Genomic DNA, 21,009 nt, shown 5'->3' on the forward strand with positions numbered 1-21,009 from the left:
CTCGTCGAGTATGAAGAACGACCCCAGTTGGATTGACCACCTCAATCATACTCAGGGTTTCGCCAACCTGTTGCCTGTTGCCGCCGTGAAGGTTGCAGATCCTGAACTCAGAGACTCGTTGCTGTCGGTGGCGAAGGTGATCGACGAGCACATCCAAAAGGGCATCGACAATGCTGAGGCCGAGCTCATAGAGTTGTCCAGTTTCTCTGACTTCGGCGTGTAACGCTCTAGCGCCCGAAGCCCCGCACCTTCACCGTCACCTGGCCGATGGTCTTGTTCACCGACCGCTAGGCCTTCTCGGCAAGCTCCTGCACATTCGTGATACTCGTGCCTTCAGGGGCGTCGATGGTGACCTCGACCGCGCGGTCAACCGCCCCGACTCGGATCATTAGCGTGTCTTTCCAAAGCGCCATTTAGTCCTTCAACTCTTGCAGGATCAGCGCAATCGCCCGGCGCAGCTCCGGCAATGTCTGCCCTGACTTCGAAGTCACTTTGCGGATCGCTTCTAGTGCCGCCTCAAGCTCGGCCTCGCGGTCGCCGCCGAACCGGTGAGCGCGTCGTGCTCACTTCTGGCACATGGTTAGATAATATACATCCTGCGGCAACTCGGCAGTTTCGGGATAGTCATCGCGAAACGTGCTATAGAAAGTGGCGCTATAGTTCGGGAGCAGAAGTGTGGGCGGGGCATCGTCGTCTGGGCCAGGAAGACCCGAATTGATGACCTCGGCCCCTTCGACAGCAAGCGCATAAATCTCGCCACCGTAGAATTCCTCTGTGTCGCCAAGCGCAGCGAGGGCGATATAAGGACGGGCCGCTCCGTTGCTCCACATGATTTCGCCGCGCAGATTTAACTTCGTTGATTTTGAAGTTAGATCGACGCCCATCTCTGTAACTGCTCCGTCGCGAGAAATGATCCGCAACTCATAATCGGAACTGCGGTCGGTATAGACGGCTGCTGAAAAGGGGCACTTTGGTTCCTCAATGGACGCCGTTGGCGTCGAGTGTAAGGCATCTGCGAAATCAGCTTTTGGAGTGGGATCCGTTGTCAGCTTCTTCATGATAACTTCGATTGGCTTCGGCCGGGGGAGAACAGTATCGCCAAGGCCAGCGCTTGGCGCCACAAAAATCGCCAAGCCTAGAAGAGCCATCGAATAGTGCTGCATGATTGTGCCGTCGCAAGCGAGTGCCTTGCTGCAGCCGCGGCTCACGGCAGCTCACTCTTCAGTATCTTGTCCATACCTGCCGAGATGCCCATTAATGTTGATTCGCGGTCTATCCACTGGTCACCGAATGTTCGGGTTCGAAGACGGTAGCCCATGCGAAGCTGTGCCAGAAGCTCGCGGGTTGGAGTAACACAACCGACATCGTTCGTCTTGATTGCCTTTTCATTATCAATTCTGAACATTCCGGCCTCAGTTAGGTTTGTGAAATGCTCATCTAAGAAAACGCACACGGCGGTTGGTCTGCCAGCGACAAACATAACTCCGAAAGCAGCCTCAGTATTCAAGACGCCGCAAACATTCCTGTCGCTCATGGAGTCGACAATGCATTCGTTGTGCCATTTGGATTCATCGGAGGATGCCGGTGTCGCCATCATCAAGCCGAGCGCCGCAATGGTAATAGTTCGTTTCACAGAATGGTCTCCTGGTTGAGTTGCCGACGGGCTTCGCCAGTAGGTGCGTGACACCTAGACCGGGGTGCTTCACAGCGTTGCGACTTCGCCCTTGGTCATTGCAGCATTCCAGTTTCCTTGAGCCCGGTCGTCACCTTGTCGCTGGAGCTTTTGCTATCAGCGGCGATGGGCGTTGTATTCGCGGGACATCGAAAGCGGTAGCTGCTATGGCCACAATGACAGCCAAGATGTTGATCATGGCTTTTTAAGCCGGTTCGTTAGCTGGTCGATTGCGCTGGTCAATCCGATCAGTGAGCCCTCGCGTTCAATGGGCTTGTCGTTGGGAAAAACCCAATAACGTGTTCGAACGCGATTGCCGGCTTTCATTTGGGGTAAGATGAGCTTTGTCGGAAGGCATCCGCGCTCGTCGGTTTCAATAGCTTTATGGGCGTCGATCCTGATCAAGCCCTTTCGACCGGGATAGTTGTGCAAGATAAGGCAGACGCCCAGTAAGGTCGGACCTCTGGCCGGTGCAAAAAGCTCAATGAGCGAGGACTCGTTAGTAGAGTGGCGGTCGACAATACCGATCATTAGGTCGACGTCCCTATTGTAGATTATGCAATCGTTGTCGTCGTTCATGGGATCAACCTTGCACTCATCAAGCCACTCTTCGGCATTCGCCGCGCCACCGCAGATCGCCAGCGCACAAAGCGCTGCCACCAGTATCTTTCCCATGACTTTCGCGTCCCTAAATAGTCGCCGCAACTACCAATTGAATACTCTTGCTGGCCTAGTCAGCAAGGAGGCAGCCACTGCTACTTTCGTATGACAAAATGTTTGGCCCGATGATACGTCGGGAAGGCCGTTAGCGGCGCTTCTGGTGAGGCGGCAAGGCAGGCGGGAGTGCCACATTCTACGGACGGAGCTTCTTTAGGAGATTGTGGCCTGGCGTGCTGAGGCGCACGAGGCGCTTAGAATGCCGCGCGAATTCGATGAGCCCCATGTTGTTGAGGCGATCAAAGATCTCGCCCTGGCAGGCGCCGAGCGGGGTCCAGCCCTGGCAACCGTGGCCCGGGTTCAGCTGTTCTGAGCGAGCCGGCCGATAAGCGATATTTCCGCCGTGTGCAGCGTCGGATTGTGAAGAACTTCGTTGCGCCGCTCGCGCCTTTCGTTCCTGAGCGCCTTTGTCGGGGCGTGGGCGTGCCTGCTCGCTTCCATGGCGGCCTCGGCGTCGAGGGGCGGGGTCCATTCAACGGGTATGTGCAGGACTGTGCCGTCTGACAATGTCGATGGGAGATACACTGTATTCGGAGCAAACTCGCCCCACTGACTGCCACCGGGACCAGCAATCAGCCCTTCTTTTGGGTATTCCCTCTTCGGCGGGCGCGCCGCTTCATGACACTCGGGGCAAAGCAATTCGACATCCTGAGGCTGTTCGTTTCCAAGGGAGCGATAGTGAAGGTGATGCAACGCCAGGGGGCCACTTTCTGCTCCACAACGCTGGCACCGAGTGCCGCGCTGCTCAATGATCGTCTGTCTTAGGTTCTTCCATTCCGTACTGGAAATGCGGTCGTTATAGCGATCACGAAAATCATTGCGCCCGTTGAAGTAGTGATAACTTTTGGCCTTTGCCATCACAGGTCCTGCGCATTCTTGGCAATATCGTTGATGGGTATGCTCGGGGTCGGAAAGGACCTTATCGAGATATCGCTCGCCAATCAGGATAACCTTGCCACAGTCCTCGCCCTGGCATTGATGCTGTTTGTGCGCCGTGCGCCATTTCGGCATCGCTTCGTTCCACATTGCCCTTGTCTCCCGGTTAGCCGCTGAACGCTTTGACCTTCACCGTCACGCCGCCGACCGTAACCGAGTGGCGGCGAAAGGTTGGCTGTCCCAATCCCGAGAACTTGATTATAGTCGAATTGCCGGCGAGGAATTTGCCCCATTCTCCGGCAAGCTTCACATCGAAGCCCGTCCTTGGTGGCGGGGCTTTTCTATTTGCGGTCCCTTGCCCATTTCAGAGGTTAAGTTCCATGGCCGACACCACCCCGTTTGAGTACAGCCTTAAATCCTATCAAAAGGTCCTCGATGATCTTGACCAACCCAAATTCATGGACATCGTGAAGAAGGACGGCGCCACCGTCGAGCAGCTGCTTGATCGGGTGCTTGGCTTCGCTCATACTCGCCGCTGGACACGTCAACATTTGCTCTATCACTGCTTCGTCGCGCAGTACCTGCTAGGCAATAACCTCGCCATAACCGGTTACCCAGGGAATGATCCAGTGCCGCCCGCGCTCGACCGTCTTCTTCGCGTCTTTAAAATTCTCGCGATCAGCTATCGCGTCACCAATTAAAAGTTGGGCCGAGAACTTTGCCATCTACCGTTTGAGCGATTGCAGGATCAGCGCAATTGCATGTCGCAGCTTGGGGAGCGTCTGCCCCGGCTTCCGGCGCCTCAAGGTCGGCCTCGCAATCGACTTTGTCGCCCGTCGCCATGACCGCACTGTGCTCAAATCGACCCCGTCTGCCAAGCGGGATAAGGCGGCGAGGCTGCTCGGCGACGCGCACAGCGGCAAGGCCTCGCCCGAGATAGCAAAGAAGTCTTCGAGGCGGCGGCGAAAGAGATCTACGTCTGGTTGTCGTATCGAGGGTGGCTGATTGCCGCTACTCAGGTGGTCGTTTTGAGCCCGAGTTCCTGCGCCGGGGACGGTGACACAGTCCGTACTCGGCAAAAAGCCTCCGTGATCATCGGGCCGCCTGGCGTCATGGCAACCTTCCACACGAGGCCGCGCCTATCCAGCGCGGTTTTCTTATTTTCGCACGCCGGGCCAGCGCCGGGCCACCGGCGTTTGGAGCGGCTCTTTTTGACCCGGCGTATCGCGCGATGCCGTTGCAGCGGTGAGGTATCCTCCGGGTCACCAATAGCGGCTAGATGGTGCCCCTGAATAATGCTTTGTCTCTTCTGGGATCGAGCGCTTGCTTCCTTTCATTTCACACAGCGCCCAATAAGGCTTGAGCACGCGCGGTCGCAATTGCCTGATCAATGTCCACTTCAAGGATAGTCTCGCGATTGTACAGCGCTACGGCGAAATGGAATATCACTCCTTTGTGCGCTTCTACAAAAGCGGTGGCTTCTTTGCCAACTCTCTGTCTGAAGGCACGCCTTTCAGATCGTTCCCCAAAGATGCGTTCGCAGACATGTGTGACCTGCTGCAAGTCTACTGCGGCAACAGCCCTGTCAAAATCGGGATTGTAATGCCCTTCGGCCACCGGCCCAGCGAGCACTTGAATGCAATATCCACGTACAAGACGCTCATCATCTGGGCCGTCCATCTTCCTTCGTGCCAAGATTGGATTTATGAGGTGGACGCATAGTGCCATTGACATCGGGCCAAATATTTCAAGAGCCCCCCTTTTATTCGCGCCCTGCGCGGAAATGAAGTTTTGGTCGATTGAAACCCACGCAACTCTAAAGCCGTAAGCCCGGGCGGCGATAACATGCCCGGCTTCGTGAAGACATTCGTAAAGTCTTTCTCTCTCAGCGGATTCACGGTCCATGTTCCGTTTGATAAGCTTCTTCACGATGTTTTTCCTGTGGTAACTGGATGGTGCGTTTGTATATACAAGCACTAGCCGACTTGCTTATGGGTGGCCGCCAATCCCTTGCGATTTGCCGCCAGCGCCAACCAAATATGGCGGCGTGCCTAAAGTCCCATAGTCGCGCCCTGTTGATCGCCTATGCTGGGTTGTCCGCGTCGCCATGCCCCCGGAGGGGCGGACGGAAACCCCGCCCTTTGGCTATCTCGCCTTGGCGGGGTTTTTGGTTCCAGCGGTGGAGGCGGAGGGACCGGTTGAGCCGAAACCCTCGCGCACCGGCATCATGGAAAAAATTGAGTCTAGGGGTTCGCTGGGGGTGGCCCCGGAGGCGATGCGGGTTACCCGCTGTCAGGGGAAGGGGCGCAAATGCCCGCAAATCGCGGGTTTATTGTTGCATACCGGCATAGGCGCGAGCAGGGCGAAAGGAACCAGCACTGCCCACTTTGGTTACACGGTGGTTACAGAGCTGTCATTGTGAAGTGGTAAAAAAGTGAAAAACACTAGGAAAATCAAGTGGCTGGGGAACTAGGATTCGAACCTAGACTGGCGGAGTCAGAGTCCGCTGTCCTACCGTTAGACGATTCCCCAAGCATGAACCGGAATGTCCGGGCGCTTCATAGCCCCGACCTGGCAGATGGTCAACACACTGCTTCAGGCACGGGCGAATCTAACTTTCCGGTAATTTTTGGTTGACTCGATCCCCAAATGCGACCGAATATTCCGGCATGTTGGAAATTTAGTTCGGTTTTCCGGAATTCGTGCCTGACCTCCCGGTCGCTCCCGGCGCGCAAATACCCTGGCCACCCGAAGAAAACTCTGACGACCACCGTCGCAACAATGTGGCGGTGCGGCTGAAGAAGTAAAAAAAGAAAGAGAGAGGAAGCCTATGAGGGATTTCACCGCCAACCGTCGGACCACGCTGAAACTTCTGGGAGGCGCCGCCGCAGGCGCCCTGGGCGTGCCCTATATCATCCGCCCGCGCCCCGCCTGGGCGCAGAGCAAGGTGCTCAACGTCACCACCTATGACAAATTCCTGCCGGCCGATTTTCTTGAGAAATTCCAGAAGGATACCGGCATAGAGGTCAATATCCGCCTGACCGACGATCAGGGTAAGCAGTACAATCTGCTGGCCGCCGAGGGCGCCAATCCGACGACCGACATGGTCACCGTCGCCGGCCACCGCTACAGCCAGTTCATCGCCTCGAATCTGCTGGCGCCCATCGACACCGCCAGGATCGCCAACTGGAAGAACCTCAACCCGGCCTATCAGAACGCGCCCTGGACCAAGGTCGACGACAAGTTCTGGGGCCTGCCCATCCTCGCCGGCTACGAGGGCCTCGCGGTCAACACCAACTATGTGAAGGACCCGCAGAGCTGGGACGTCATGTTCGACCAGCAATATAAGGGCATGACCTCCTACATCGTCAGCGACTTCATGACCATCGTCATGCAATATCTGGGTTATGACGGCGACTTCGTGACCTATGTCGACAAGCGCGACGAGGCTCAGAAAGCCACCAACGCGGCGCGCGACTTCCTCATCAAGCAGAAGGACATGGTCCGCAAATATTACGATGCGGGCTCGGAAGTGCAGCAGATGTTTATCAACGAGGACATCTATCTCGCCCATTCCTGGTCGGGCCCGGCGGCGAAGCTGATTGCCGAAGGCCATCCGATCCGCCTGTCGGTGCCGAAGGAAGGCACTTTCGGCTTCTGCTACACGCTCAACATCGTCAACAACGCGCCCAATGCCGAGAACGCCTACAAGCTTCTCGATGCCATCCTGGCCTCCCCTGAGGTCGGCGCCTCGATGACGCGCCAGTCGGGCTTCGCCTCGACCATTTCGGGCGTGCCGGAGCTCCTGAACGATCTCGAGAAAGCCTCCAACTCGCTGCCGCAGGAACAGGTCGAGCGCATCGTGTTCTTCTCGTCCGTCAACCGCGACATGAAAAACGAGATGATCGACAAGGCCACCGCCGAAGTGAAGGCGGCCTGATCTCACCGACATTTCCCTTCTCCCGCTTGCGGGAGAAGGTGCCCGACAGGGCGGATGAGGGTGTCCGTCAGCTGCAATGACGCCTCATGAAAGAGCGGAATTGGCTCAATCGGTCTCTTCAAGTGTGACGATGCTCGCAAACAACACACCCTCACCCGGCCTTCGGCCACCCTCTCCCGCAAGCGGGAGAGGGGGAAATGCGGGGGACGCCGGCCCAGTTCGATCGATACCGCGCTATTCGACGAATTACAGCCGCATCGTCAATTCGCGCCTCTATCAGGCAACGCTCGGCGCCGCGGTTGCGAGCCGGACGGGGCGGATGATCCTGCTTGCCGGCGTGCCGCTCCTCTGGCTGCTCGTCATGCATATCGGTCCCATCTACCAGATGGCGAAGATCAGCTTCCTTGCGCAATACCCGCTGCAGCAGGGGCGCGACGCGAGCTACACGCTCGCGAACTATGGGATCTTCTTCTCGGAATCGATCTACTTCATGCCGCTCATCAGGAGCTTCATCTTCTCGCTGGCGGCAACCGCGATCACTCTCATCGTCGTCTTTCCGGTCGCCTATTACGTAGCCAAGATCGTCAGGCCGGACCGGCGCTCCAAGGCGCTTCTGCTCATTCTCGTGCCCTTCTGGGCAGGCGAGCTCATCCGCACCTTCTCGGTCATCATGCTGCTCGCCAATCGCGGCGCCTTGAATGTGCTCCTGCGCGATATCGGTCTCATCGACCGGCCGATCCCGATGCTCTACACCTCGTTTTCGCTGGGCTTCGGCCTCGTCTATCTGATCTGCCTCTATATGCTGCTGCCGCTCTATTCCTCGATCGAGAAGATCCCCAAGCATCTGCTCGACGCCGCGGCCGATCTGGGGGCAGGGCCCGTCACACGCTTCCGCCGCATCGTGCTGCCACTGTCGCGCGACGGCATCGTCTCGGGCTGCAGCCTGGTCTTTCTCACCTGCATCGGAGTCTTCGCCACACCGATGCTGCTCGGCGGGCCGACCACGGTCATGTTCCCCGAGACGATCAGCGGCTTCTTCCATGGCGCCAGCGACAAATGGCCGGTCGGTGCCGCCTTCGCCTTGATCATGCTCGTCTCGGCCCTGACCACGGCCGGCATCTTCATGCGCCTGGTCGGCGGCAAAGCGACGAAGTTGATGTGATGCGAGCCTATTTCACCGACATTCCCCGCACCTTGCTCACCATGGGCTACTGGGCCTTCGTGCTCTATCTGCTGGTGCCGCTCACCCTCATGATGGCGATGAGCTTCAAGGACGCGAATTTCATCGCCTTTCCGATCGGCGACTGGACCTTGCGCTGGTACGCGCAGGTCATGCAGGACCGGCAGTTCCTCCAGGCCTGTCTCTATTCCATCGTCATTGCGGCCGTGACCACGCTCTCAGCCACCGTGATCGGCGTATGGATCGCCATGCTCATCACCCAGGCCTCGAGCCGTTGGAGCGGCGTTCTTTTCGCGCTCGCCTGCCTGCCGGCGGTGGTGCCCGGCATGATCTCGGCCATTTCGCTGCGCGTCTTCATCTCGACCATCGACCTGCCGACCGGTACCGCGGCCATCGTGCTGGGTCATACAGTGCATGCGGTGCCTTTCGTCGTGGTCATGGCGCTGACGCGGCTGCGCTCGATGCCGCCCAATCTTGTCGATGCGGCGCGCGATCTCGGCGCCGACAGCGTCGTCGCCTTCTTCCGCGTGACGTTGCCTTATCTGGGTCCCGCCATCTTCGGCGGCATGATCTTCTGCGTGCTGCTCAGCGTCGATGATTTCGTGCGCACCTTCTTCCTTGGCGGCTACCGCCCGACCTTGCCGATGTTGATCTTCGCGAAGGTGCAGGGCGGCATGTCGCCCGAGATAAACGCGATGGCGACGCTGGTGCTCGTCGTCACCGCCGCCGTCGGCCTCTATGCCGAATATATGACCCGCCGTTCGAGGAGCCGCTGATGCAACCGGTCGTTCAGTTCGAGAATGTCACCAAGGCCTATGGCCAGGCGGTGGCGGTGGACAATCTCACCCTCGCGATCGAGCCCGGCAAGTTCGTGAGCTTGCTTGGCCCCTCGGGCTGCGGCAAGTCGACCACCTTGCGCATGCTGGGCGGTTTCGAGACGCCGAATTCGGGCCGCATCCTGCTCGCCGGCAAGGACGTGACGAACTTGCCCCCCAACAAGCGCAATGTGAACATTGTCTTCCAGGACTATGCGCTTTTTCCTCACATGAATGTCGCCCGCAACATCGCGTTCGGGCTCGAGCTGCAGGGCAAATCTTCCGACGCCATCCACCGCCGGGTAATGGAGCTCCTGGCGCTGGTCAGGCTCGAAGATTTCGCCGAGCGTTTGCCGCAGGAGCTGTCGGGCGGCCAGCGCCAGCGTGTGGCGCTGATGCGCGCACTCGCCCCCGATCCGCAGGTGCTCCTCCTCGACGAGCCTCTCTCGGCCCTCGATGCGAAACTGCGCCTGCAGATGCAGATCGAGCTGAAGGCGATTCAGGAGACGACGGGCAAGACCTTCCTGTTCGTGACTCATGACCAGGAGGAGGCGCTCACCATGTCGGACGTCATCGTCGTCATGAACAACGGCCGGATCGAGCAGATGGGCGACCCGCACACGCTCTATTCGCGTCCCAACAGTGTTTTCGTCGCCAACTTCATCGGCGAGGCCAATCTGCTGAAGGCGACTGTCATCGGCAAGGAGGGCGACCGCACCGCCTTGCGCTGGAACGGGCTCGAGGTCCAGGCCGCGACAACCGCCCATGCCGCCAAGGCGGGCGATGCCGCCTGCATCGTGGTGAGGCCCGAGGCGATCCAGTTTTCGGCCAAGCCCGCGGATGGTGTGAACGCGATGCCGGGCAAGATCCGCCAGCGTGTCTTCAAGGGCAATCACACTTCGATGCTGGTCGAGGTCGCCGACGGCACCCGCCTCAACGCGCTCGTCCATCTGGGCGATGCCGAGGCGGCGAATGGAGAGGATGTGTGGATCAGCTGGAAGCCGCAGAATGCGACCGTCGTTCGCGATGAGGCGGTGCCGGCGTGACTGTTCCTTCCATCGGCGCCGCCATGGCGACAAGCCTGTCCGAGCTCGAGCAACGCGTGCGCGACGATCTCGCCTGCCTGTGCGTGCCGCCGGCCAACTGGGTCGTGCCCAGCGAAGCCCCGGGCGGCGAGCCCGTCCATGACGTGATCATCATCGGCGGCGGCATGTGCGGCCTCGTCGCGAGCTTCGCCTTGCGCAGCGCCGGCATCCGCAATTTTCGCATTCTCGACAAGGCGCCTAAGGGTCTCGAAGGCCCGTGGTTGACCTACGCGCGCATGGAGACGCTGCGCTCGCCCAAGCAGTTGACCGGCCCCGCCTATGGCATGGCCTCGCTCACCTTCCGCGCCTGGTTCGTCGCGCAGTTCGGGCATGCCGCCTGGGAGGCGCTCGACAAGATTCCGCGCCCGATGTGGGCCGACTACCTGCGCTGGTACCGCGACGTGCTCGATCTCCCCGTCGAGAATGAGGTCGAGGTGCTACGCATCTTGCCCGAGGGAGATTTCCTGCGTCTCGATCTGGCGGGCCAGGGAAGGCGCGAAGACAAGGTGCTCGCCCGCCGGGTGATCATGGCGACCGGCCGCGACGGAACGGGGCGCGCCAATATCCCGTCCTTCGTCGACGGCCTGCCCAGGAGCCACTGGGCCCATTCCGCCGACCCGATCGACTTCACGGCGCTGAAGGGCAAGCGCGTGGTCGTGGTCGGCGTCGGCGCTTCCGCGGTCGACAATGCGGCCGAGGCGCTGGAAGCAGGCGTCGCCGAGGTCCGCCTCCTGGCGCGCCGCAAGACCATGCCGACCATCAACAAGCTGATGGGCATCGGCTCCTTCGGTTTCACCGCCGCCTATTCGGATCTGAGCGACGCGTGGCGTTGGCGCATCATGCACTATTCCTTCCTCACCCAGACGCCGGCGCCGCGCGGTTCGACCTTGCGGGTGAGCCGGCATGAGAATGCCTATTTCCATTTCGGCGCCGGCGTCGAGAAGGCGCGCCTCCACGGCGACGAAGTGGTGTTGGATCTGAGCGAGGGCAGGCGGCTCGCCACCGACTTCATCATCCTTGGCACCGGCTTCCTGGTCGAGCCCTTGGCCCGCACCGAGCTCGCGGGTTATGCCGACAGGATCGCGCTGTGGCGCGACCGCTATGAGCCGCCCGATGGCCTCGAGCAGCAGCAGCTGGGGAATTTCCCTTATCTCGGCGACGATTTCAGCTTTTTGGAGCGCAACGCCGGCGAGGCTCCCTGGCTCTTGCGCATCCACTGCTTCAACTATGGCGCGAGCGTCAGTCTAGGCAAGACCAGCGGCGATATTCCGGGCATCAGTGAGGGGGCAGCCTGGCTCGCCCGCGCCATCGCCGCCAAATTCTATGGCGAGGATATCGAGGAGCATTGGCGCCGGCTCCTGGCCTATGCGACGCCCGAGCTCAAGGGCGACGAATGGCGGATCAGTGACGTGCCGGACGAGGCGGCGGAAGAACCTGCTAAAAGAAGAGGACTGAGATGAAGGATATGATGCTGGAGCTGGCGGGGATCGCTTCCGACAGCCCCTTGGCGGCGGTTGCCGGAAAACGTGCCGATATTTTCGAGCTGACGCACAAAACGCATGACGCAGCGCTGAAGCCCGCCGAGCCGGGCGGCCTTTCGCATGGACTGCGCGCGGCACTCGCCTGCCGCATCGCCGCCCTCAATGGCGATGAAGCCTTCCTCAAGCATTTCCGCAAGCTCTTGCAGGAGGCGAAAGCGGGCGATGCCGAGAAGCGCGTGGCCGAGCTCTCCTGCACCGGCAGCGACGCGCGCACGTCAGCGCTCGTCCGCCATACCGATCTCGTTGCTTGTGAACCCAAGAAGGCCTCGGGCGCCGACATGGAGCTTCTCTCCAAGGCCGGTATTTCCGGCCCCGATATCGTCCGCCTCTCCGAGCTGGTCGCCTTTGTGAGCTACCAGATCCGCGTCGTCGCGGGATTGCGCCTGATGAAGGGGACCCAATGAGCCAGATTGTCAAGGATTTCACCATCACTGTTCCCGGATGGCGTCCGTTTGTGACGCCGGTCGATCTCGATCAAGCGACGCCGGCGCAGCTCGACGCCCTGCAGGTGACGCCCTCCAACCGCAAGATCTCGGACTATGTGCTGGTGCTGGCGCATGATCCCGAGACGCTGAAGCATCGCTCGCCGCTCTTCAATGCCATCATGTACAACCGCGGGGGCCTGTCGCGCGCCGAGCGTGAGATGGGCGCCGTCGCTGCTTCCGTCGTTAACCGCTGCATTTATTGCGCCGCCGTCCATGCCGAGCGCTACAATCAGCTCGCCAAGGACGAGGCGGCGATGAGCAAAGTCTTCGCCAGCGGGGCCAAGGCCGAGCTCGAGCCACGCCTCAAGGCGATCCTCGATTTCGCGATGAAATTGTCGCAGTGCCCTCCCACCGCCACGCCGGACGACATCCAGGCGTTGCGGGGTGCCGGCCTCGACGAGGAGGAGATCCTCGACCTCATTCTGTCGTGTTCGCTCTTTGGCTGGGCTAACCGCCTGATGCACACTTTGGGAGAGCCGGTCGCGGCATGACGAGTAAGGCGCCAGTGCTCAGTTTGAGTGAGCCGCCGGCCATCGGGCCGAAGCTCCAGGCTGAGCGCAAGGCGCGCAATCTGACGCTGGCCGAGCTGGCGCGGGCCTCGGGCGTCTCGCGTTCGATGCTGTCCGAGATCGAGCGCGGCGACGCCAATCCGACCTATGGCACGCTCTGGCATCTGACACGCGCACTCGGTCTCGACATGACGAGTCTCCTGTCGGGGGCGAGCGATGAGACGCGCGCCATCGACCATCAGACCGAGCATTCGACGCCGGTGATCCGCAGCGCCGACGGAACCTGCACGCTGCAGATTCTGTCGCCGGCTGCGATGGTGTCGATCACCGAATGGTATCTTCTGAGCTTCGAGCCCGGTGGCCAGCTCATCAGCGAGCCGCATGCTCATGGCACGGTCGAGCATCTGCATTGCACCGAGGGCGAGATCACGGTGAGGAGCGGCGGGTCGGAAACCCGTCTATGCGCCGGCGAAACGGCGCGTTATGCCGCCGATGTCGAGCACGGGCTGGTGAGCGCCGGTCGCGTGGGCGCCAAGGCCTTCCTGGTCGTCGCCTTCGATCTCAGCAAGAAAACCAGATAGACCCCTTCACGGAGAAAATCAGAAAATGCGCGTAGGAATTGTTGGAGCCGGATCGATCGCCTTCGGTACGGCCTGTCTTCTCGAGCAGATGGGCCATGAGGCCATGCTGTGGTCGCCCTCAGGCGAGCGCACCAAGACGCTGGCCAACGGAGTCACATTGACCGCGACCGGCGCCATCGAAGGCACGTTCCATCCGAAAGTCGCGGCCGACGCCCGGGAACTCGTCGCGGCCGCTGATGTGCTCTTCGTCGCGCTCCCGGGCTATGGCCATAAATTCGTCTTCGACGCGATCGCCCCCCTTCATCCACGCCGATCAGGCCGTCGTGATCAGCTCGCACGCCTCCTTTGGCGCGCTCTATCTCGGCCGCGCGCTGGCGCAACGTGGCGTCGTTGTGCCGATCGTTGCCTGGGGCACCACCATCGTCACCGGCCGGCAGAAGGGCCCGGCCGAGGTCAATGTGAGCACGGTGCGCAAGAAGGTCGATCTCGCGACCGTTCCGGCGGCGCGCAGTGCCGAGGGGCTCGCTTTGTGCCAGAAACTCTTCGGTGATCGTTTCGTCGACCGCGGCAGCCTGATGGCGATCGCGCTCAGCAATCTCAACCCGCAGAACCATATGGGCATCGCGCTTTGCAATCTGACACGGATGGAGCGCGCCGAGAGCTGGAGCCAGGGCCAGAATGTCACCCCGAAAGTGGGCGCGCTGCTCGAGGCGCTGGATGAGGAGCGGCTCGCCATTGCCAAGGCCCTCGGTCTCGATGTGCGCACCATCTTCCAGCATTTCCATCTGTCTTTCCATGTTCCGGTGAGCTCGATTTCGCAGATGAACCAGGAGATGCACGCGGCCGGCAATGGCGGCGCGGGGCCGACGACGGCCGACAGCCGCTACGTACTCGAGGACGTGCCCTTCGGCCTGGTGATGACGGTGAAGCTCGGCCGTCTCGCCGGCAGGCCTGCGGAGCTGCATGAATCAGGCATCAGGATTTTCTCGGCCCTTTATGGCCGCGACTTCTTCGCCGAAAACGATCTGCTCGCCGCCCTTGACGTCGACAGCCTGTCACTGGCCGATCTCGTCCAGCTGTCGCGCGATGGGTATCCCGCCGGATAACCAGCATGAGCTTCCCCCTCTCCCATGCTGCACACGGGAGAGGGGTGACTTGGGGGGAAAGATCTAAGCCCGGAACTGCTTGAGCAGGTTCGAAATGCTGGTCTGCTGGGTGGCGGCGCCGGCATCGGCGGGCGGCGGGGCCACCATGTCGCCTTGCGGCAAGGGCGGCAGCGTGCGGCGCAGCCGTGAGCCGAGGCCCTGAAGATCGGGAATGGGGGCGGGCTGGCCGGCGCCCGGCGGCATATAGGCGGCGGCCGGCTGGCGCTGAGGCGCCGACGTCCGCTGCGGCTCGGCCGTTGCCGGCGCGGCCGCCGGTTCGGGATCGACGCTGTAGGAGCCGAAGGACTGCTGACGCCAGCGCGACACCACGTCCTGCAGGAAGGTCTCGCTCGGCGCTTCCTTGGCCCAGCCTTCGGTGAAGGAGGCGGTGTTGCTCTTGGGCCACGCATGGGCGGGCAGCATGTCGAACTTGACGCGGGTCGGCAGCGCCACGCCTTCCCCGAAAGTGATGGCATCGCCCGTGCCCATCGTCGACATGAAGTCGAGAAGGCTCCTCGCCGCATCCGAGATGCCGGCTTTCAGGATCTCCTGGTCGCGCTCATTGCTGAGGCGGAAGGAGAAGATCGTGCTGCATTGCGACAGGATGGTCGGATCGAGTTCGGCCGGGCGCTGCGTCACGAGACACAGCGACACGCCGTATTTGCGGCCTTCCTTGGCGATGCGCGAGATCGCCCGCTTGGTCGGCTCGAAACCCAGCGTGCGGTCGATCGGCACATAGCGATGCGCTTCCTCGCACACGAAGGTGATCGGGATCTGGCCGCCGCTCCACAGGCCGAAATCGAAGGCGAGCCGCGCCAGCACCGACACCACGACATTGATGATCTCGGACGGCAGGCCGCCGAGCTCGAGGATGGAGATCGGCTTGCCGGCGACCGGGATCCGGAAGATGCGCGACAGCGTCTGCGCCATCGTGTCCTGGACGGTGAGATTGCCGAACATGAAGGCATAGCGCGGGTCGCGTGAGATCGCCTCGACGCGCGCCTTCAGCCGCTTGTAGGGGGCGAGTTCGCCCCTGAGGTCGAGCTTGCCGATGCTCTCTTCGAGCAGCGCCACCAAGTCAGAGGCGCGATAGGGTACCGGGGAGTCGACGCCGACATTCACGCTTTCGGAATCGCGCGTGCGCAGCAGGTGCGCCTTGTCCTTGCGCTGATTTTGCATGTAGCGCTGCTTGGCGATCGGGATCAGCTCGCGCAGGATCTCGATATCCGTCTCGCGATGCGCTTGGGTGCCGATCAGGATCTCGACGATTTCCTCGAAATTGAGCAGCCAGAAGGGCAGCGTCATGTTCTCGGGCGTGATGACTTCCGACCATTCGTTGAAGGACTGCTCATATTCCCGGTGGACGTCGAGCAAAACGATATGGGCCTGCGGGTTCTTTTCCAGGATGCGCCTGAGGATCAGCGCCACCGAGCAGGACTTGCCGGTGCCGGTGGTGCCGAGCACGGCGAAGTGCTTGCCGAGCAGCTCGTCGATCTTGACCATCGCCGGGATGGACGCGTCCTGCTGGATATGGCCGATGCGGATGGAGGTGTCGGTGTCGCAGGCATAGGCCTTGGAGAGCTCCTCCTTGCTCGCCCGGAACACCACATTGCGGAGCGAGGGATAGCTCGAAATGCCGCGCCGGAAGGATTTCGGCCTGCCCAGCTCGTCTTTCGGCAACTCTCCGATGAACTCGACCTCGATGATGCGCAGCTCCTGGTCGCTTTGTCCGTGCGAGGGCATCGGCGAACTCAAGGCCGAGACGAGCGCCAGCGTGACGGAATGGAGTGTATCCACTTTGAGCAGCGTGCCGATCTCCGGACAATGGCTGGAGGCGTGCTGGTACTGGCCGTCGGCGGTGTCGAGCAGGATGATGGCATGGGCGCCGGTGACCGCGACGATACGCCCGATGCGCTCGACGCTGTCGATGGCGGGACTCCTCGAGCGTGACGCTGCCTGAACCTGGGCCGCTTGCATGTTCTCTCTCTCGCCGGTCAATGGCGCCTTTGGGCGCTGTGGGGTGGGATCTGGGTCAGGTCGTGGACGGGCAGGAACACATTGACGCGCGTGCCCTTGCCCTTCTCGGAATCGATGCTGAGGCTGCCGCCATGGAGCTTGGCGAGTGCCGCCGAGATCGGCAGGCCGAGGCCGGTGCCTTCATGCTTCTTGTTGAAGCCGGCATCGACCTGGCCGAAGGGGCGCATCGCGGTCTCGATATCGGACACCGACATGCCGCCGCCATTGTCGGCGATGGCGAGGCGTACGAAGCCCTCGCTCGCCGGGCTCGCCCGGAACGAGACGCGGCCCTTGTTCGGGGTGAACTTCACCGCGTTGCCGAGCAGGTTGATGAGGATCTGCTTGATCCTCAAGGGATCGGCATAGAGCTTCGGCATGTCGGCCGTGATCTCGCTCGCCACCATGATGTCCTTTTCCTTGGCCTTGGCCTCGACGATGAGCAGGCAGGACTGGGCGATGGGGGCGATATCCATCGGCTCGCGCTCGATGGTCATGGAGCCGGCCTGGATCTTCGTGACGTCCAGGATGCCGTTGATCAAAGCGAGCAGGTGGTCGGCCGCCTGTTTGATGTAGCCCGAATACTGGTTGACCCTTTTGGGCTCCGAGATGTTGAGGGTGCCCAGCATGTCGGAAAAGCCGATGATGGCGTTGAGCGGCGTCCTGAGCTCATGGCTCATATTGGCGATGAATTCGGATTTGGCCTTGGAGGCGAGTTCCGCCTCGACCCTGGCGGCATTGAGGGCGAGCGTCTGCTTCTGGCGCGTCACCGCCTGACCGAAATGGTCGGAATACTCCGCGATCAGCGAGTCGCTCTTGAACCACCTCGGGCCGAAAGTACGCATGACTGGTTGCCTCTAAAGTACGGAAAATAGGGGGCAAACGGATAATTTGCCGTTAACAAACAGTTGCGGTTTGTCGCTTTGTGGGCCGAACTTTGACTGGCCTGCCCAAGCTGTTAATCTAGATCCAACATAATGGATTGCCGGTGCAGGCGGATTTCGGCGGAAAAGCTCGCCTCGAGGCCCGCACGGCCGGCGAAAGGTTTTGACAGGTGGATGCCAGAAGCGGCGCGGGCCAGGCCCGTGGCCGGCGGCACGACAGCCCTTCCGGGAGCCAAGGCTCCTTCAGGGGTGATCATCGTGGCCCGCCGAAGCAACGGCCGGAGCGCGGGGATGCCTATTATGGCGCCCTCGATCTCGGCACGAACAATTGTCGGCTGTTGATCGCCGCGCCGAACCCTCAGGGCTTCGTCGTGGTCGATGCCTTCTCGCGCATCGTGCGCCTGGGCGAAGGGCTGTCGGGCTCCGGCGCCTTGAGCGAGGCGGCGATGAAGCGCACCATCGAGGCGCTGCGGATCTGCGCCAACAAACTGACCTGGCACCGGGTCGGGCGCCGTCGCCTGGTCGCGACGGAAGCCTGCCGCATGGCCGGCAATGGGGCCGAATTCATCGCCAGGGTGCAGGACGAGGTCGGGCTCGAGCTCGAGATCATCGGGCGCGAGATGGAGGCGAAGCTCGCCGCCGTCGGCGCCGAGCCCTTGATGGAGGCGGGTGCGGCCGACGCGCTCATCTTCGATATTGGCGGCGGCTCGACCGAGCTGATGTGGCTCGACAACCGGCAGGGCCGCCCTGAGATCGCCGCCTGGGTGTCGCTTGCCGCCGGCGTCGTGACGGTGTCGGAGCGCTTCGGCGGCGTCGATGTCGATGAGGGCAAATACCGGGCGATGCGCGAATTCCTGCGCCCGATGATCGCAGAGTTCGCCGAGCGGGTGCGCCGGGGAATGGGCGGCGGCTTGCCGGCGCATCTATTGGGCACGTCGGGCACGGTGACGACGATCGCCGGCGTGCAGCTTGGCCTCAGGCGCTACGACCGGGCCAAGGTCGATGGCTGCTGGCTCGCCCGCGACGATATCGCCAAGGTCTGCCTCACGCTTCAGGCCATGACCTATGCCGAGCGCATGGACAATGCCTGTATCGGGCGCGACCGCGCCGATCTGGTGCTTGCCGGCTGCGCCATTCTGGAAGAGATCTGCCATGCTTTCCCGACGCCGCGCATCCGCGTCGCCGACCGGGGCCTGCGCGAAGGGATATTGACGCTGATGATGAAATCCGACGGCACTTATGGAACCACACCCGGAGGTCTCGCATGACCCGGCCCGGCGGCACGACGATCAAGAATTCGAGGCGTCTCAAGGTGCGTGTGAAGACCGGCAAGGGCCGCACCGTTTCGCAGAAGGTCTGGCTCGAACGCCAGCTCAACGACCCTTATGTGGCCGAAGCGAGGAAGCTCGGCTACCGTTCCCGCGCCGCTTTCAAGTTGAGCGAGATCGACGACAAGTTCCGCTTCCTGAAACCCGGTGGGCGGGTGGTGGATCTGGGGGCCGCACCGGGCGGCTGGTCGCAGGTGGCGGCCGACCGGGTGAAGGCCAGGGAGGGCAAGGGCCGCGTCATCGCCATCGACATGCACGGCATGGACCCCATTCCGGGCGTCGTCATCTTCCACAAGGATTTCTATGACGAGGATGCGCCACAGCTTCTGATCGAGGCGCTCGGCGGCGAGAAGGCCGATGTGGTGATGTCGGACATGGCGGCGCATGCGACGGGCCATCGCCAGACTGACCATCTCAAGATCATAGCCCTGGCAGAGGCGGGTTTCGACTTCGCCAAGGGCGTGCTGAGACCCGGCGGTACCTTTCTGGCCAAGGTTCTACGCGGCGGCACCGAGGGCGAGATGCTGAAGATGATGAAGCGGCATTTCGAGACGGTCCGCCATGTGAAGCCGGGCGCCAGCCGCACCGACTCTGCGGAGCTCTTCGTGCTGGCCACGGGATTCAGGCCGGTGGACTAAGAGTCACTTCCCCATAGTGGGCAGGGATTTCGAATCAGTGGATCATTTTCATGTGTCGTCGTAAAGCGACTGGATACATGAATCGTTGACCTTGTAATCGATATCGCGGTTACCGGTGGCCCACGCCGTGATATGAGGCTCGGCCCAGGGGGAAGCTGCTGGGGATAGTGATGAAGAGGCTACTTCTTGCCGCTGCGGCGTCACTGTTGACGCGCTCGGGCGCTCAGGCTGCGGACATTGTCGAGCCGACCGCGTACGACTGGACCGGACCCTATATTGGCCTGCAGGCGGGTTATGGATGGGATAAGCCATCCGTCAATCTGGATAAGTCTCCCGCCCTCGCGACAGCAGATCAAGATGCCGATTCATTTACCCGGGACGGATTTGTCGGAGGCGCATTCGCGGGTTATCTGTTCCAACATGAAAGCCTGCTACTCGGACTGGAAGGGGATGTCGAATACTCCGGAATGGATGGTTCGACGAAGACTGTTCAGGGCACTGCTGATGTGGGTCGCTTGGAAAGCGATATCGATTGGCTGGCTTCGCTTCGCTTGCGCGCCGGCTTTGCGATGGACTGGGCGCTCATCTATGCCACGGGCGGACTTGCTATCGGTGGCACCGAGCTGGAGTTCTCGGGGGAGCCAGGAATGGCGGACCATGACTCGGATGACTCCACTCAGGTCGGCTGGACCGTTGGCGGTGGCATTGAATCTGCGTTAACCGACAATCTCAGTATAAGGGCGGAATATCGCTATACCGACTTGGGCACGCTGGACGTGCGAGCAACCGACGTCATCAACCCGGCGGCCTACTTCGAAGACCTTGAGGTCAAGAACACCTTCCACGCGGTCCGAGCCGGGGTGAGCTGGCGCTTCTGAAATCTCCGGAACAGACCGGCCGATGACGCGGCGGCGACACGGCGGGCGGAGTGGCGTTCGCGCCAATGTGCGGAGCTTTCGGGCCGGGAAGCGTCAAAACGCCCGTGGTGGCCTGTAGTCAAACACCATGGGCAGCCGGCTGATCGCCAAGCGCCGCCATTGGCTGATCAGATTTGGATGCACGCCATGGCGGGTCGCCAGCTCGGCGACCGTTGCGTTCCGGCGGATCGCCTCCAAGGCAACGCGTGCCTTGAAGTCTGCCGAAAATCGCCTGCGGGTTTTCATCCTGCGAGTCTTCATGATGGATCGTTCACTCATCGATAGTGATCCATCTGATTGTTGCTCTTTGGCGGGCTATTGGCCCGATCTCGCACAGAGCTCATCCAAATACGGAATCTGCCGGTCGCGCTGGCCGGAACCGCCGCAAAGATACAACAGGCCGGGACCATTCCCGTTGCCCGAGCCGATATTGAAATTGCCACGCCCGTTTCCCTGGCCGCTGCTTTCGTTCCCGCCTCCAGGATATGGAACGATGGTACCATTGCCGTTGCCGTTAAAGTTGCCGATGTTGAAATTGCCATTGCCATTGCCGTTGTTGTCAGCCGCCGCGCCAGCCGTCATGACCACGGTCGCGGCGGACGCAATTAGAAACATCCTCATGAGTGCGCTCCTCAGCGGTGGGAGTGTGAGTCCTGGCCCTGCAATCGCAAGCGTCGCTTTTC

The 21,009-nt window shown here is 61.3% G+C and carries 23 protein-coding genes, 1 tRNA gene and 1 pseudogene; 14 read left to right on the forward strand and 11 right to left on the reverse strand.

Annotated features, from left to right (window positions below; all coding sequences use genetic code 11):
* The first annotated feature begins 10 nt into the window (after positions 1-10).
* Positions 11-223, forward strand: coding sequence for a hypothetical protein (locus G5V57_RS23415; RefSeq protein WP_165169941.1), 213 nt, complete (start codon positions 11-13; stop codon positions 221-223).
* A 64-nt stretch (positions 224-287) separates the two neighbouring features.
* On the opposite strand, the gene G5V57_RS34910 is transcribed toward G5V57_RS23415, so the two are convergent.
* The 5 genes from G5V57_RS34910 to G5V57_RS23435 all read right to left on the reverse strand — a co-directional run bounded on the left by G5V57_RS34910 (position 288) and on the right by G5V57_RS23435 (position 3,415).
* Positions 288-413 carry a hypothetical protein gene (locus tag G5V57_RS34910; protein ID WP_256378596.1) on the reverse strand — a complete coding sequence of 42 codons (126 nt, stop codon included), beginning with the start codon at positions 411-413 and terminating at the stop codon, positions 288-290.
* Positions 414-563: 150 nt separating this feature from the next.
* On the reverse strand, positions 564-1,058 hold the full coding sequence (locus tag G5V57_RS23420; RefSeq protein WP_165169942.1) for a hypothetical protein: 495 nt from the start codon (positions 1,056-1,058) through the stop codon (positions 564-566).
* A gap of 146 nt (positions 1,059-1,204) precedes the next feature.
* Positions 1,205-1,633, reverse strand: coding sequence for a hypothetical protein (locus G5V57_RS23425; protein ID WP_165169943.1), 429 nt, complete (start codon positions 1,631-1,633; stop codon positions 1,205-1,207).
* A gap of 234 nt (positions 1,634-1,867) precedes the next feature.
* On the reverse strand, positions 1,868-2,347 hold the full coding sequence (locus tag G5V57_RS23430; RefSeq protein ID WP_165169944.1) for a hypothetical protein: 480 nt from the start codon (positions 2,345-2,347) through the stop codon (positions 1,868-1,870).
* Positions 2,348-2,689: 342 nt separating this feature from the next.
* Positions 2,690-3,415 (reverse strand): HNH endonuclease, encoded by a 726-nt coding sequence (locus tag G5V57_RS23435; RefSeq protein ID WP_165169945.1) that lies wholly within the window; start codon positions 3,413-3,415, stop codon positions 2,690-2,692.
* Between the two features lie 230 nt (positions 3,416-3,645).
* Here G5V57_RS23435 and G5V57_RS23440 point away from each other — a divergent pair, with 230 nt between their 5' ends.
* Entirely contained in the window at positions 3,646-3,966 is a 321-nt protein-coding gene (locus G5V57_RS23440; RefSeq protein WP_165169946.1) for a hypothetical protein, read from the forward strand.
* A 637-nt stretch (positions 3,967-4,603) separates the two neighbouring features.
* Here the strand turns inward: G5V57_RS23440 and G5V57_RS23445 are convergent.
* Positions 4,604-5,194, reverse strand: coding sequence for a hypothetical protein (locus G5V57_RS23445; protein ID WP_165169947.1), 591 nt, complete (start codon positions 5,192-5,194; stop codon positions 4,604-4,606).
* A 529-nt stretch (positions 5,195-5,723) separates the two neighbouring features.
* Positions 5,724-5,797 (reverse strand) — tRNA-Gln (locus G5V57_RS23450).
* A gap of 298 nt (positions 5,798-6,095) precedes the next feature.
* Between G5V57_RS23450 and G5V57_RS23455 the strand changes: the two genes are divergently transcribed.
* The 9 genes and pseudogenes from G5V57_RS23455 to G5V57_RS23495 all read left to right on the forward strand — a co-directional run bounded on the left by G5V57_RS23455 (position 6,096) and on the right by G5V57_RS23495 (position 14,507).
* Positions 6,096-7,205 carry an extracellular solute-binding protein gene (locus G5V57_RS23455; RefSeq protein WP_165169948.1) on the forward strand — a complete coding sequence of 370 codons (1,110 nt, stop codon included), beginning with the start codon at positions 6,096-6,098 and terminating at the stop codon, positions 7,203-7,205.
* Positions 7,206-7,524: 319 nt separating this feature from the next.
* Complete coding sequence (locus G5V57_RS23460) at positions 7,525-8,367, forward strand: ABC transporter permease (protein ID WP_246737337.1); 843 nt, start codon at positions 7,525-7,527, stop codon at positions 8,365-8,367.
* Positions 8,367-9,161 (forward strand): ABC transporter permease, encoded by a 795-nt coding sequence (locus tag G5V57_RS23465; protein ID WP_165174235.1) that lies wholly within the window; start codon positions 8,367-8,369, stop codon positions 9,159-9,161. Before G5V57_RS23460 ends, G5V57_RS23465 begins: the two co-directional genes overlap by 1 nt.
* Positions 9,161-10,246, forward strand: a complete 1,086-nt coding sequence (locus tag G5V57_RS23470; protein WP_165169949.1) for an ABC transporter ATP-binding protein — start codon at positions 9,161-9,163, stop codon at positions 10,244-10,246. Before G5V57_RS23465 ends, G5V57_RS23470 begins: the two co-directional genes overlap by 1 nt.
* A gap of 23 nt (positions 10,247-10,269) precedes the next feature.
* Positions 10,270-11,745: an NAD(P)-binding domain-containing protein gene (locus tag G5V57_RS23475; RefSeq protein WP_165174236.1), complete on the forward strand. Its 1,476-nt coding sequence runs from the start codon at positions 10,270-10,272 to the stop codon at positions 11,743-11,745.
* Positions 11,742-12,230, forward strand: coding sequence for a CMD domain-containing protein (locus G5V57_RS23480; protein WP_165169950.1), 489 nt, complete (start codon positions 11,742-11,744; stop codon positions 12,228-12,230). Before G5V57_RS23475 ends, G5V57_RS23480 begins: the two co-directional genes overlap by 4 nt.
* Positions 12,227-12,802 carry a peroxidase-related enzyme gene (locus tag G5V57_RS23485; protein WP_165169951.1) on the forward strand — a complete coding sequence of 192 codons (576 nt, stop codon included), beginning with the start codon at positions 12,227-12,229 and terminating at the stop codon, positions 12,800-12,802. Before G5V57_RS23480 ends, G5V57_RS23485 begins: the two co-directional genes overlap by 4 nt.
* Complete coding sequence (locus G5V57_RS23490; RefSeq protein WP_165169952.1) at positions 12,799-13,401, forward strand: helix-turn-helix domain-containing protein; 603 nt, start codon at positions 12,799-12,801, stop codon at positions 13,399-13,401. The genes G5V57_RS23485 and G5V57_RS23490 overlap by 4 nt, the downstream gene beginning before the upstream one ends.
* Before the next feature lie 25 nt (positions 13,402-13,426).
* Positions 13,427-14,507 (forward strand): annotated as a pseudogene (locus tag G5V57_RS23495) (NAD/NADP octopine/nopaline dehydrogenase family protein).
* 63 nt (positions 14,508-14,570) lie between these two features.
* Here G5V57_RS23495 and G5V57_RS23500 read toward each other — a convergent pair.
* The gene (locus tag G5V57_RS23500) at positions 14,571-16,523 is read right to left on the reverse strand and encodes an ATP-binding protein (protein WP_165169953.1); all 1,953 of its coding nucleotides are present in this window, start codon (positions 16,521-16,523) and stop codon (positions 14,571-14,573) included.
* A 17-nt stretch (positions 16,524-16,540) separates the two neighbouring features.
* On the reverse strand, positions 16,541-17,404 hold the full coding sequence (locus G5V57_RS23505; RefSeq protein WP_165169954.1) for a HAMP domain-containing sensor histidine kinase: 864 nt from the start codon (positions 17,402-17,404) through the stop codon (positions 16,541-16,543).
* Positions 17,405-17,613: 209 nt separating this feature from the next.
* On the opposite strand from G5V57_RS23505, the gene G5V57_RS23510 reads away from it, so the two are divergent.
* From G5V57_RS23510 to G5V57_RS23520, 3 genes are all read left to right on the forward strand, one after another.
* Positions 17,614-18,711: a Ppx/GppA phosphatase family protein gene (locus G5V57_RS23510; protein WP_165169955.1), complete on the forward strand. Its 1,098-nt coding sequence runs from the start codon at positions 17,614-17,616 to the stop codon at positions 18,709-18,711.
* Positions 18,708-19,409 (forward strand): RlmE family RNA methyltransferase, encoded by a 702-nt coding sequence (locus G5V57_RS23515; RefSeq protein ID WP_165169956.1) that lies wholly within the window; start codon positions 18,708-18,710, stop codon positions 19,407-19,409. The genes G5V57_RS23510 and G5V57_RS23515 overlap by 4 nt, the downstream gene beginning before the upstream one ends.
* A 170-nt stretch (positions 19,410-19,579) precedes the next feature.
* Positions 19,580-20,287, forward strand: a complete 708-nt coding sequence (locus G5V57_RS23520; protein ID WP_165169957.1) for an outer membrane protein — start codon at positions 19,580-19,582, stop codon at positions 20,285-20,287.
* Between the two features lie 93 nt (positions 20,288-20,380).
* Here G5V57_RS23520 and G5V57_RS23525 read toward each other — a convergent pair whose 3' ends face one another.
* Positions 20,381-20,605 carry a transposase gene (locus G5V57_RS23525; RefSeq protein WP_165169958.1) on the reverse strand — a complete coding sequence of 75 codons (225 nt, stop codon included), beginning with the start codon at positions 20,603-20,605 and terminating at the stop codon, positions 20,381-20,383.
* 36 nt (positions 20,606-20,641) lie between these two features.
* A complete protein-coding gene (locus G5V57_RS23530; RefSeq protein WP_165165510.1) occupies positions 20,642-20,947 on the reverse strand; it encodes a hypothetical protein in 306 nt (101 codons plus the stop codon).
* Positions 20,948-21,009: the final 62 nt, after the last annotated feature.

Source organism: Nordella sp. HKS 07 (genome assembly GCF_011046735.1).
Taxonomy (GTDB): domain Bacteria; phylum Pseudomonadota; class Alphaproteobacteria; order Rhizobiales; family Aestuariivirgaceae; genus Taklimakanibacter.